Source organism: Propioniciclava sp. (assembly GCF_047602245.1).
In the GTDB taxonomy this organism is placed as follows: Bacteria; Actinomycetota; Actinomycetes; order Propionibacteriales; family Propionibacteriaceae; genus Propioniciclava.
The window spans coordinates 2,877,670-2,889,839 of record NZ_JASGHT010000001.1; the positions used below are offsets into that span (position 1 = coordinate 2,877,670).

Here is a 12,170-nt window from a genome sequence, read left to right on the forward strand (position 1 = left end):
CATCGTGTGTATGTTGCTCCCGGTCGTCACCAGCACCAAGGGAGCGGTCTGATGTCCGGGGCTGCGCGACGCCTGGTGGTGTGGTTCCCCGAGTGGGCGGTGACGGCGTGGGCGCGCACCAAAGGGGGCGAGGGGGCGGCGTCCGGGTCGGTGGCCATCATGGACGCCGGCCGGGTGGTCGCCTGCTCGGAGGCGGCTGCGGCCGAGGGGGTGAGTGCGGGTCAGCGCAAGCGCGAGGCCCAGGGGTGCTGCCCGGAGTTGTTGACCGTCCCGGCCGATCCGGATCGTGACGGCCGGGTGTTCGCCGGCGTCCTCGACCATCTGGAACAGCTCACCCCGGGGTTCCAATGTGTGCGGCCGGGGTCGGGCGCGGTGCCCGCACGCGGCATCGCCCGCTACTACGGCGGTGAACACGAGGCGGCCCAGGTGTTGCTGAACGGCGTCGCCGGGCTCGGCATCGAGCGGGTCACGGTCGGGATCGCCGACGACCTGTTCACCGCCGAACAAGCCGCCCAGCGGGCCAGCAGCCGCACCTTGGTGGGAGCCGCCGCGACGCCCCGCCAGGCCGGCGGCATCGAGAGCGCCCTGCCGAATCAGTCGTCTGCGTTCCAGGCCGGCAGCATCCGGATTGTTCCGCCTGGTGAGGCGTCCGCATTCTTGGCCCCACTACCGGTGACATGCCTACAGGATGAGGCGTTGACCACGCTGCTGCATCGCCTCGGCGTCCGTACTCTGGGTGCGTTCGCGGCGCTCGACGTCGCGCGGGTGCGGGCACGGCTGGGCGAGCACGGGGTCCGGTTGCACGCGCTGGCCTCGGGGCGCGACGAGCGCATGCATGCGGCCCGGACGCCGCCGCCGGATCTGGTCCGCGAGACGGCCTTCGAGCCGCCGCTGGAACTGGTCGACCAGGTGGCGTTCTCGATCCGGACGATGGCGGACTCGTTCGTGTCGGGGCTGCGCGCGGTCCAGTTGGTGTGCACCGAGTTGCGGGTGGGCTGCACCGACGAGTTCGGGCAGATCAGCGAACGGGTGTGGCTGCACACGGCGTCCTTCGATGCCGCCTCGGTGGTCGACCGGGTGCGCTGGCAGCTGGCCGCCGCCGAGCATCTGCGCGGGGCGATCGCGCAGGTCCGGCTCGAACCCGTCGCGGTGGACGCCGCCGCGCACCACGAGCCGGGACTGTTCCACTCCGGCGTCGACGACCGGATGCATCACACCTTGTCACGCCTGCAAGCGGTGCTGGGTCACGAGGGCGTCGTCACCCCGGTGCTCGCCGGTGGGCGCTGGCTGGCCGAGCGCCAAGTCTGGGTGCCGTGGGGGGAGCGGGCGGCGTCCGTCACCCCGCGGGCGCGGCCCTGGCCGGGGGCGCCGCCGGTGCCGTCGCCGGCGACCGTGTTCGGGACCAGGCGTGAGGTGTCCGTCCTGGACGCCGCAGGGCAGCCGGTGCGGGTGAGCGAGCGCGGTGAGATCTCGGCGGCGCCCGCGGTGCTCGCCGAGGGGCGCAAGCAGACCCCGATCGAGGCGTGGGCCGGGCCGTGGCCGATCGCCGAACGCATCTGGGATCCGGAGCGCGCCCGCGTCGCCTACCGCTTTCAGGTGCTGGACGCCGACCAGACCGCCTGGCTGGTGGTGCTGGAACGCGACGTGTGGTGGGCCGAGGGGAGGTACGACTAGTGGGATTCTCGAATCCGCCGATCACCTGGCGGCAACTCGAACGCACGCTGAGCGGTCCCGGTGCGGCAGCCGAGGCCATGGCGGCGGACCTGCCGCTGTCGCGCAAACGCAGCCCCTACCAGGCGCCGGCGATCGAACGCCCGGAAGCGAGCGTGCCGTACGCCGAACTGCACGCGCACTCGTCGTTCTCGTTCCTGGACGGGGCCTCCTCGCCGGAGGCGCTCGTCGAGGAGGCCGAGCGGCTCGGCCTGCACGGCCTGGCGCTCACCGACCACGACGGGTTCTACGGGGTGGTCCGGTTCGCGGAGGCCGCCGAAACGACGGCGGTGAAGACCGTGTTCGGCGCCGAATTGTCGCTGGAACTGCCCTCCCCGCAAACCGGTGAACCCGATCCGGTCGGCAGCCATCTGCTCGTGCTCGCGCGCGGCCAAGACGGCTACCACCGGCTGGCGTCCGCGCTCACCCACGCGCAACTCGGCGGGGGTGAGAAGGGGCGTCCGGTCTACGACCTGGCCGATCTTGCCGCGCGCGCGGACGGGCAGTGGGCGATCCTGACCGGCTGCCGCAAGGGCACCGTCCGGCAGGCGCTTCTCAACGAGGGCCCGGACGCCGCGGGTCGCGCCCTCGACGAACTCGTCGGCCTCTTCGGCCGCGAGGCGGTCACCGTCGAGCTGACCGACCATGGTGGTCCGCTCGACTCGACCCACAACGACGCCCTGGCCGCGCTCGCGGCGTCCCGGAAACTGCCGGTCGTCGCCACCGGCAACGTGCACTACGCGACCCCGCGCCAGCACCTGCTCGCCCAGGCGGTCGCGGCGGTGCGCGCCAACCGCAGCATGGACGACCTCGACGGCTGGCTGCCCGCGGCGGGGGAGGCATTCCTGCGTTCGGGAGCCGAAATGCGGCGCCGGTTCGCCCGCTATCCGGGCGCGCTCGAACGCAGTGTCGAACTGGCCGACGACCTGGCGTTCCCGCTGCGCCGAGCCAAACCCGCGCTGCCCACACAAGAGGTGCCGCCCGGGCACACCCCGATGAGCTGGCTACGCCATCTGGTGTGGCAGGCGGTGCCCGAACGCTACCCCGACCTGAGCGAAGCGGACGCCGCCCGCATCGAGCGCGAACTGGCCGTGATCGAGGCCAAGGACTTTCCGGGCTACTTCCTGATCGTGCACGACATCGTCGCCGAAGCCCGCCGCCGCGGCATCCTGTGCCAAGGGCGCGGCTCGGCCGCCAACAGTGCCGTCTGCTATCTGCTGGGCATCACCGCGGTCGACTCGATTCACTACGAGTTGCCGTTCGAGCGCTTCCTGTCGTCGCTGCGTGATGAGGAGCCCGATATCGACGTCGACTTCGACTCCGACCGGCGTGAAGAGATCATTCAATACGTGTACGACCGCTACGGCCGCGACCGAGCCGCGCAGGTGTGCAACGTGATCCAGTACCGGCCCAAGAATGCGGTGCGCGACATCGCTCGGGCGTTGGGCTACGGTCCCGGCCAGCAGGACGCCTTCGCGCGGCGCATCGAACGCTGGGGAGGGGTGAGCGCCGAGGACGGCCTGCCGGACGAGGTCGCCGAGTTGGCGATGCAATTGCTCAAAGCCCCTCGTCACCTGGGCATTCACTCCGGCGGCATGGTGCTCACCGAACGCCCGGTCGGCGAAGTGGTGCCCATTGAGCATGCCCGGATGGAGAAACGCACCGTCATCCAATGGGACAAAGACGACGCCGCCTGGATGGGCCTGGTCAAATTCGACCTGCTCGGCTTGGGCATGCTCGCCGCGCTACAGCACATGTTCGACCTGATCCGGGACGCCACCGGTGAAGTATGGGAACTGGCCACCCTGCCCAAAGAAGAGGCCGCCGTCTACGACATGCTCTGCCGCGCCGACTCGATCGGGGTGTTCCAGGTGGAGTCGCGTGCCCAGATGGGATTGCTGCCCCGGCTGCAGCCGCGCCGCTTCTACGACCTGGTCGTGCAGATCGCACTGATCCGTCCCGGCCCGATTCAGGGCGGCGCGGTGCACCCGTTCGTGCGCCGCAAGCTCGGGGCCGAGACGGTCACCTACCCGCACCCCAAACTGGAACCCGCCCTGAAACGCACGCTGGGCGTCCCCGTGTTTCAAGAGCAGCTGATGCAGATGGCGATGGCGATCGGCGACTGCACCGGTGAGGACGCCGACCTGCTGCGCCGGGCGATGGGATCCAAGCGCGGGGTCGAGCGGATCGAATCGTTGAAGGACAAGCTGTACGCGGGCATGGCGCGCAACGGGCTCACCGGCGCGGCCGCTGATGGGATCTATCAGCAGATCCAGGCGTTCGCGAACTTCGGTTTCGCCGAATCGCATTCGCTGTCGTTCGCGCTGCTCGTGTACGCGAGCTCGTGGCTCAAACTGCACTACCCGGCGGCATTCCTGGCTGGATTGTTGCGGGCTCAGCCGATGGGGTTCTATTCGTCGGCGACTCTCACCGCGGACGCCCGCCGTCACGGCGTCACCGTCTTGCGTCCTTGTCTGCTCCGTTCGGGTGTGGACGCCGTCTTGGAACCGCTGGAGAGTGGGGGTTCCTCGGGGCTGGTGGAGACGACCGGTATGGAGGCTTGCCTCACGCGGATTCAACCACTGGTGGGGGAGTTCGACCTGACGGCACCGGACGAGTCGGCGCGGCACCGCCGCGACGGTAACGTCGCGGTGCGGCTCGGACTGGCCGGCGTCCGAGGCATCGGCGGCAAGGTCGCCGCGAAGATCGTGAACGCCCGAACCCAGGCAGCATTCACCTCCATGGAGGATCTGGCCCGGCGGGCGGGGCTCTCCGCCGCTCAGCTGGAGGCGCTGGCGGCGTCCGGTGCGTTGGAAAGCCTCGGGCTGACCCGGCGCGAGGCGCTGTGGCGGGCCGGGTCGGCGGCGCTCGACCAGGAGGAGTTCCTGCCCGGCACCGCGATCGAGATTCAGCCGCCGCTGTTCACCGAGCCGACCGCGCTGGAGACCCTGATCGATGACCTGTGGGCGACCGGGATCTCGACCGACGATCACCCCTTGTCGCACGTGCGTGCCGCGTTGAACGAGCGCGGCGTGCTCACCTCGGCGGGGCTGCGCACCGCCGATCCGGATTCACGGGTCGAGGCCGCCGGCGTGGTGACCCACCGCCAGCGGCCGTCCACGGCGTCCGGCATCACGTTCGTGAACCTCGAAGACGAACACGGCCTGATCAATGTGGTCTGCTCGCGCGGGGTGTGGGCCCGTTATCGCCGGGTCGCCCGCGAGTCGAGCGCCTTGGTCGTGCGCGGCAAGCTGGAGCGCTCCCCCGAGGGAGTGGTGAACCTGATCGCCGACAAGCTGGAACCCCTGCACGTCCGGGTTCCGCACACCTCGCGCGACTTCCGCTGATCGCGCTGGGTGGATGTGCGAGCTATTCGGAAACAGAGGTCCCGGTGGAGTGCTGGTTCTGGTGACCGAGCTACATCTCGCCGGGTTTTTGACCTCCCCGCACCATCCGGAGAGGAGCCTGAGCCAGATCCGGCCGCTTTGCGGCCATGCGGGCACCCCCTGGTTGGGTTGGACTAAGGAATTGTCGTTTTCACGGCACTGGGCGGAGAGAAACTGGCTTAGGGCTAGCGAATGGTCTTTATGAGGGGTGTGGAGGGGGCGCATAACGACCATTTCTTGGTCCAAGCCGCATTGGGCGCCGATGCACGCGCTCATAACGACAATATCTTGGTCCGAGAGGCTCCCTCACCTCATCGGCAGGCGGCACCTGCCGAAAATTGGCCGGGTCAGCGCAGCGGAACGAGGGCGAACACGCCGCCGATCGGTCGCGGGGTGAGTTCGGCCCTCCGCCGAGCGCGCCGCCAAGGTCATCGCGCGCGTCGAGGGCGCTGGTGAGCGTGGTCACTCGGCGCCAAGGTCATCGCGCGAGTCGGGGGTGCTGGTGAGTGTGGTCACTCGGCTTGCATGGAAGCGACGTAGCGTGCGGTCCTTTCGTCGTCGCTGAGCAGTGAGCAGTAGCCACAGTAGGCGCCGTCGGGGACCAGATGCCAGTGGCAGCAGGTGCGGCGGTCGTAGAACAACCGGGGTCCCTGCGGGCCTTCCAAGATCCGGAACGAACCGAGACGGTTCAGCTGGGGGCGGGTCGCGAGGACGGGTTCGACCGCGGCCCTCACGAGGTTGGCGTCCCGGATCCGGGAGAGTTGGCGCGCGGCCATGCCCATGCTGGCGGCCATATTGCCCCACAGGTTCGGCAGGCCGACGCCGTGCGCACCGAAGCGCTGGGCCAGCGGCAGCAGATGCTCGTCGACCAGGCCACGGACGAGTTCTTCGGGCGAATCCTCGTCGCGGTAGGTCCCGGACAGGTGCACGCTGACCGGACTGGCGTCCCGCACGCACAGGCGCACCTGCGCGGCCGAGGCGTCCAGGGCGCGCCCGGTCAGCACCCACGACCCGATCACCGCCGTGCTCATCCGGTGGCAGTAGCGCTGGAAGAACAGGGACGCCGCCACGCGCGGGGCTTCGATCGAGCGGTACGCCGCATGCCCGCTGACCAGGGATGCGACCGTCTCGGGATCGTCGATCAGAGTGGACGACTCGTACCAGACACCGCCGATGTCGAGCCCGAAGCCGGGGGAGAGGGTGCGCAGCGCGGTGAGCGCCTCGGCCGGAGCGAGCACCCCCGTCCCGTCGTGCGCAGTCGGTGCGGCCGGGCCAGTCGGGGCAGCGGGGACGGTGGGGGTGCTCGTGGGATGGGTCTGGTTCATATCCGTTCCTCCTGAAGCCGGCCGCCGTCCAGGATGAACAGGCGGTCCGACAGCACGCGCAGCACCGCGGGGTCGTGGCTGACCAGCACGATGGCGGTTCCTTGGTCGGCCAGCTCGCGCAGCAGCCGGATGATGCCGGCGCCCACCGAGGCGTCCAGGGCACTGGTGGGTTCGTCGGCCAGCAACAGCCGCGGACGGCTGGCATGGATGCGCGCGATCGCGACCCGCTGGCACTGCCCGCCGGACAGTTGCCCGGGCAGCGCACGCGGGTCCAGGTCGGCGAGCCGCACCGCCGCGAGAGCGTCCCGCACCCGTTGCCGGCGCTCAGCCGGCGAACAGCGCAGCAGCGGTTCGGCGACGCTGCGCCCGATCGGCCAGCGCGGGTTGAGGCTGCCCGAGGCGTCCTGGAACACCATGCCGACCGAGCCGGGCTCGGGGCGTGTTTGCCGTTGCCAGGCGATCGTTCCCGCGGTGGGGGTGAGGACGCCGGCCAGCAGCTTGAGCAGGGTCGATTTTCCGCAGCCCGAACGTCCCCGGATGCCGACGATCTCGCCGGCGGCCACCTCGAGCGACACTCCCTCCAGGATCGGCGGCTGGCCGGGGTAGGCGAAGGTCAGGTCGGTCACCGACAGGGTCATCGCTGCTCACCTCCGGTGACCGGGCAGGCGATGCCGCCGACCAATTCGGGCGCACGGACGCCGCAGTCGGACCGGGCGAGCGCGCACCGCGGTGCGAACGAACACCCGGCCAGGTCGAGCGACAGGTCGGGTGGCGCACCCTCCAGCGGGACCGGCAACCCATGCCCCGGGCGCGGGATCGCCGCGAGCAGTGCCCGTGAGTAGGGGTGACGTGGCCGTTGCAGCACGTCGGCGCAGGTGCCCTCTTCGACCACTCGCCCGCCGTACATGACGAGTACCCGGTCGGCATGGCGGGCGACCAGGGCCAGATCGTGGCTGATCAGCAGCACCGCGGACGCCGCCTCGCGCAGCCGGACGATGATCGCGTCGGCGAGGTCCGCGTCCAGGGCCGCGGTGGGCTCGTCGGCGACGATGAAGGCGGGCTCCCAGGCGCTGGCCGCCGCGATCTCCGCGCGCTGCAGCATGCCGCCCGACCACGCGTGCGGGTACTGCCGCAGACGGCGTTCCGCGTCATCGATGCCGACCCGCGCGAGGGCGTCCGCCACCTGCGCGGGCCCAGGCCGGACGCCCTTGATCCGCCAGGCTTCGGCAACGTTGGCGCCGACCCGGATCAGGGGATTCATCGCGTCGAAGGGATTCTGGCTCACGTAGCTGATCCGTTCGCCCCGGACGCGGCGCCACGTCGCCTCGTCCGCTTCGCTGAGCCGGACCTCGTCCACATCGAGGGTGCCGCCGGTGTGCGTTCCCGGGGGCAGCGCGCCCAGCAGCGCCTTGGCGACGCTCGACTTGCCGCAACCCGACTCGCCGACCAGCGCCACCAGTTCGCCGGGCGCGACGGTGAGGTCGATGCCACGCACCGCCCGCACTCCCTGCGGATAGCGCACCGTCAGGCCGCGCACGTGCAGCACCGTCATGTCAGCCCCCGGTGCTGCACGGCGTCGCTGATGGCTTCGCCGATCAGGTTCGCCGCCAGGGTGAGGGCGATGATCGCGATGGTCGGCACCGCGAACAGCCAGGGCGCGTTGGTCAGGTAGCTGCGGGATTCGCCGAGCATCGCGCCCAGTTCGGCGGCGGGCGGCATCGGTCCCAGCCCGAGGAAGGACAGCCCGGCCAGCCGGACGACCACGCCGCCCAGGTCGAGGGTGGCCACCACCAGCATCTGCGGCACCACCCCGCCGACGACGTGCGTGCCGAGGATGCGCAGGCGTCCGACACCGGCCAGCCGTGCGGCTTGCACGTAGGGGCGTTCGGCGATGCCGAGGGCATAAGCGCGAGCCAGGCGCGCATTGCCCGCCCACGAGGAGACGATCAGCGCGATCAACAGATGGGTGAATCCGGGGCCGAGCAGGCCGACGATGGCCAGCGCGAGGATCAGGCTCGGCACGGCCAGCACGACGTCGACGATCCGCATCAGCACCGCGTCCACCACGCCGCCCGCGGCGGCTGCGACCACCCCGACGACGATGCTGATCGTCAGCGCGCCCACGAGCACCAGCACCGCCGCCAGCGACGACCGCATGATCGCCTCGATGGTGCGCGCGAGCACGTCGCGGCCCAGATGGTCGGCGCCCAGCCAATGCTCGGCCGACGGTGCCGCGAGTTTGGCGGCCAGGTTCTGCGCGGAGGGCGACGGCAGCCCGAGCAGCGGGGAGACCGCCACCAGGAGCGCGAGCACGGCCACGATGGTGAGCCCGAGGCGTCCCAGTGGGGTGCGGAGACCGGCGCGCACCGCGCCTTGGGGACGCCTCATGCCGCTCGGGCGCGCAGGCGCGGGTCGAGGGCGACGGTCGCCAGATCGGCGACCAGGCTGGACAGCACGTAGACGAGGGTGGCGAGCACGGTGAACGCCTGCACCACCGGAAGGTCGCGGGCCAGCACCGAGGAGACCACGTAGGCGCCGATGCCCGGCCAGGTGAACACGGTCTCGATGATCGCCGCACCGCCGAGCAGCCCGCCGGTCGAGACCGCGACGATGTGAATCAGTGGCGTGACCGCGTTCGGTGCGGCATGCCGCAGCAGGACGCGGCGGGGACGCGCGCCGCGGGCGTGCAGGACGTGCGCGTAACCGGAATGGAGTCCCTTGACCAGACCACCGCGCCACACCCGCGACCAGACGTCGAACAGGCCGAAGCACAGGCAGGCGGCCGGCAGCCACACCTGGCTCCACTGCCCGTTGAGGACGACGGTCTTCCAGCCCAGCGGCACGACCACATACGAGATCAGCAGCAGGCCCACCAGGAACGATGGTGTCGCGGCGCTCAGGATCGCGGCGCCGCGCAGCACCTGATCGGGCCAGCGGCCCTCGTAGCGGGCCGCGATCAGCCCGGCGGGCAGGGCGACCGCCAGGCTCAGCACGATGGCGGCCACCGAGAGGCGCACCGTCGGTGCGAGCCGCGCGGCGAACTCGGCGAGCACCGGGCGTCCGGACTGCCAGGAGGCACCGAAGTCGCCGGTGACCACGCCGGTCAGCCAGTGCAGGTATTGCAGGATGAGCGGACGGTCGAGGCCGAGTTCCTGCCGCATCGCCTCGACCTGCGCGGGCGGCGGTTCGCTCACGCCGCGGGCGATCAGGGTCAGGCGCGCGGGATCGCCGTCCATCAACGGGACGAGCGCCCAGATGAAGACGCTCGCCCCCAAAGCCACGGCGACGGCGGTGGCGGTGCGCCGGAAGATCAGGCGCGACCACCACTGCCGCCACCAGGAGGTGTGGATCACGGGGCCGTGTTCCACCGCAGGTGGGCGCGGACGTTGGACACCCGGTAGTTCTTCCAGGCCGGCGAGGCGATCACCAGGAAGCGCTTGTACGTGCCCGCGAACACGTAGGCGTTGTCCTCGACGATGATCTTCTGCGCCGACTGGAGCAGTTCGGCCCGCTTGGCCTCGTCGAAGGTGACCTTCAGCTGCTGCCCGATCGCGTCGATCTCAGGGTTGGACAGCTTCTGCGCGTTCGCCGAACCGCCGGTCGTCCACCGGCTCAGGAACGGCTGGATCGGATCGGCGGTGCCCGACAGCGACCCGTTCAGGCCGATGGACGAATCCCACGCTGCCATGTCGGCCTTGACCTTCGCCGAATCCTCGGCGTTGTTGATCTGCAGATCGAAGCCCGCCTGCTTGACCTGCGCCTGCATGGCGCTGGCCAGCGCCAGCGTCTCCGGTCCTTGGGCCTGGGTGACGAAGCGGACGGTCAGCTTGGCGTCGTTCTTGGTGCGGTAGCCGTCGGGTCCCTCGGCCCAGCCGGCCTCGTCCAGCAGCGTCTTGGCGCGGGTGATGTCGGTGGCCTGATTCTTCAGCGCGTACGGCATCGAGACCGGGTAAAGGCCCTCGGCCTTGTCGAACACGCCATTGGCGACCTGATCGGCGAGCTCGGCATAGTCGACCGAGGCCAGGAAGGCCTTGCGGACGGCCGCGTCGTCGAACGGCGGCGCGGTCAGGTTCATGTCGACCAGCAGCGCCTGCAGCGCGAGCTCGGACTCGAGGAAGACGGCGTCCGTCGCGTTGGCCAGCGCCAGTTTCGCGTCCGGCGAGGGGTAGAAGGCCAGGTCGGCCTGGCCGCTCTGGACGCCGGCGATCCGGGCCTGCTCATCGGCGACGACCTTCACGCTGACCGTCGACATGGCCGGCTTGCCCGCCCAATACTGCTCGTAGCGGACCGATTCCAGGTTTTCGGGATCCCACGCGGTGATCGCGTACGGGCCGGTGAAGGCGCCCGCGCCGGCGATCCTCGACGAATCACCCTGGGCCGCCTCGACGGCGTCCACGTCGTAGATCTGGAACGAGTTGTCGCGCGACGACAGCGCCGCCGGCACCATCGCGTTCGGCTCGGGCGTGGTCAAGGTGAGGGTGAGATCACCGGTCGCCTGGAACTTCGACGCCGGATCCATGTACACCTGGCTCGACTTCGAGGTGGTCACCTGACGGTTGAGCGCCTTGGCCGCGATGGTGGCGTTCAGCTTCTTGCCGTTCTGGAAGGTGACATTCGGGCGCAGCGCGATCGCCCAATGCGTGTCGGAGACACGCTCGACCTTCTCGGCCAGCCACGGCTGGATGTCGCCCTTCTCGTCGACCTGCAGCAGGTTCTCGGCCACGCCCCAGTCGAACAGCCAGTTGGTGCCCGACTGGGTCGGATCGAGGCTGGCGATCTTGTAGGAGTTGTAGATGGTGAGCGTGTCGTCGGTGGCAGGAGCGCTCGGGCTCGGCGCGGCAGCGGGTGTGCACCCCCCGACCAGCAGGGCCATCAGCACGCCGATGGCGGCCAATGCCCGGGAGTGTCGTCTCATTACTTCTTCTTTCGCATCGAACGGGGACGCGAAAAAGAGGAGGTGCTTGCGGGTGCAGGCCTGCCCCGTCGGATGACGCGTCCGTGGTGAACAGCGGCCCGCGGAGGGTCTGACTGAGCGTTCCTCGCGGAACGCTTCACAGTGGCGCGACCGTCCCGGAATCTCACCGGGTTCCTCGCCTGGAGCCTTTGTCAGGCTATCAAGGGACGCCTCGCCGCGGGCGGGTTCCGGTGGCCTTCGCCGAAGCCGGTGGGGGAGGGGAGTCGCGCCCCTCGTGCAGGGTCGAGTGGTTGTGGCACGCTGTGCACCGACGACAGGGAGATTGATGTGATGACTGAGCACCAGTTCGACGAGCCGACCATCCAAGACCTTGAGGCGCAGCACCTCGCCGTGGTGCGTGAGAAGGTCGCCTTCGACGCGATCCCTCAGCTCTACGACCGGGCCTATCCGCTGATCTTCGGGGCCCTCGCTGAGGCGGGTATCACCCCGGCCGCCGCCCCGATGGGCGTCATGCACGGCGACATGAGCGAGGGACTCGATCTGTCGGTCGCCGTTCCCGTCGCCGAACCGTTCAGCGGTGCCGGCGAGGTGGTGGGCGAGCGCCTTCCGGCCGGACGCGCCGCCACCTTGCTGGTGCGCGGTGACTTCTCGCTGCTGTCCGCAGCCTACGAGCATCTCTACGGTTGGGTGATGGCGCACGGTCACACCCCGGGTGATGTCGCCTTCGAGCAGTACCTCACCGAACCCGAGCCGGGCGGCGACCCCGCCCTCAACGAAACCCTGATCGCAGTCATGCTCGCGTAGCGTCCTGGGGGATCGTCCCCAACTCGGCGT

At 70.1% G+C, this 12,170-nt stretch carries 9 protein-coding genes and 1 riboswitch; of the genes, 3 read left to right on the forward strand and 6 right to left on the reverse strand.

Annotated features, from left to right (window positions below; genetic code table 11):
* The first annotated feature begins 51 nt into the window (after positions 1-51).
* Positions 52-1,674, forward strand: a complete 1,623-nt coding sequence (locus QM708_RS13670; protein WP_415109593.1) for a DNA polymerase Y family protein — start codon at positions 52-54, stop codon at positions 1,672-1,674.
* On the forward strand, positions 1,674-5,057 hold the full coding sequence (locus QM708_RS13675; protein ID WP_415109596.1) for an error-prone DNA polymerase: 3,384 nt from the start codon (positions 1,674-1,676) through the stop codon (positions 5,055-5,057). Before QM708_RS13670 ends, QM708_RS13675 begins: the two co-directional genes overlap by 1 nt.
* A gap of 551 nt (positions 5,058-5,608) precedes the next feature.
* Here QM708_RS13675 and QM708_RS13680 read toward each other — a convergent pair.
* The 6 genes from QM708_RS13680 to QM708_RS13705 are packed head-to-tail and all read right to left on the reverse strand — an operon-like array spanning position 5,609 to position 11,336.
* The gene (locus tag QM708_RS13680; RefSeq protein WP_415109599.1) at positions 5,609-6,421 is read right to left on the reverse strand and encodes an IucA/IucC family C-terminal-domain containing protein; all 813 of its coding nucleotides are present in this window, start codon (positions 6,419-6,421) and stop codon (positions 5,609-5,611) included.
* The gene (locus QM708_RS13685) at positions 6,418-7,059 is read right to left on the reverse strand and encodes an ABC transporter ATP-binding protein (protein ID WP_415109602.1); all 642 of its coding nucleotides are present in this window, start codon (positions 7,057-7,059) and stop codon (positions 6,418-6,420) included. The genes QM708_RS13680 and QM708_RS13685 overlap by 4 nt, the downstream gene beginning before the upstream one ends.
* A complete protein-coding gene (locus tag QM708_RS13690) occupies positions 7,056-7,973 on the reverse strand; it encodes an ABC transporter ATP-binding protein (RefSeq protein ID WP_415109605.1) in 918 nt (305 codons plus the stop codon). The genes QM708_RS13685 and QM708_RS13690 overlap by 4 nt, the downstream gene beginning before the upstream one ends.
* Positions 7,970-8,788, reverse strand: a complete 819-nt coding sequence (locus QM708_RS13695; protein ID WP_415109608.1) for an ABC transporter permease — start codon at positions 8,786-8,788, stop codon at positions 7,970-7,972. The genes QM708_RS13690 and QM708_RS13695 overlap by 4 nt, the downstream gene beginning before the upstream one ends.
* Positions 8,789-8,805: 17 nt before the next feature.
* A complete protein-coding gene (locus QM708_RS13700) occupies positions 8,806-9,774 on the reverse strand; it encodes an ABC transporter permease (protein ID WP_415109611.1) in 969 nt (322 codons plus the stop codon).
* Positions 9,771-11,336 (reverse strand): ABC transporter substrate-binding protein, encoded by a 1,566-nt coding sequence (locus tag QM708_RS13705; RefSeq protein ID WP_415109614.1) that lies wholly within the window; start codon positions 11,334-11,336, stop codon positions 9,771-9,773. Before QM708_RS13705 ends, QM708_RS13700 begins: the two co-directional genes overlap by 4 nt.
* A gap of 84 nt (positions 11,337-11,420) precedes the next feature.
* Positions 11,421-11,570: riboswitch (cobalamin riboswitch) on the reverse strand.
* 96 nt (positions 11,571-11,666) lie between these two features.
* Here QM708_RS13705 and QM708_RS13710 point away from each other — a divergent pair.
* Positions 11,667-12,140: a GyrI-like domain-containing protein gene (locus tag QM708_RS13710; RefSeq protein WP_415109617.1), complete on the forward strand. Its 474-nt coding sequence runs from the start codon at positions 11,667-11,669 to the stop codon at positions 12,138-12,140.
* Positions 12,141-12,170: the final 30 nt, after the last annotated feature.

Excerpts from the sequence above, each read along its gene's own strand:
- QM708_RS13680 (WP_415109599.1), bottom strand. The coding sequence starts at position 6,421 with ATGAACCAGACCCATCCCACGAGCACCCCCACCGTCCCCGCTGCCCCG.
- QM708_RS13685 (WP_415109602.1), bottom strand. The coding sequence starts at position 7,059 with ATGACCCTGTCGGTGACCGACCTGACCTTCGCCTACCCCGGCCAGCCG.
- QM708_RS13710 (WP_415109617.1), top strand. The coding sequence starts at position 11,667 with ATGACTGAGCACCAGTTCGACGAGCCGACCATCCAAGACCTTGAGGCG.
- QM708_RS13705 (WP_415109614.1), bottom strand. The coding sequence starts at position 11,336 with ATGAGACGACACTCCCGGGCATTGGCCGCCATCGGCGTGCTGATGGCC.
- QM708_RS13690 (WP_415109605.1), bottom strand. The coding sequence starts at position 7,973 with ATGACGGTGCTGCACGTGCGCGGCCTGACGGTGCGCTATCCGCAGGGA.
- QM708_RS13670 (WP_415109593.1), top strand. The coding sequence starts at position 52 with ATGTCCGGGGCTGCGCGACGCCTGGTGGTGTGGTTCCCCGAGTGGGCG.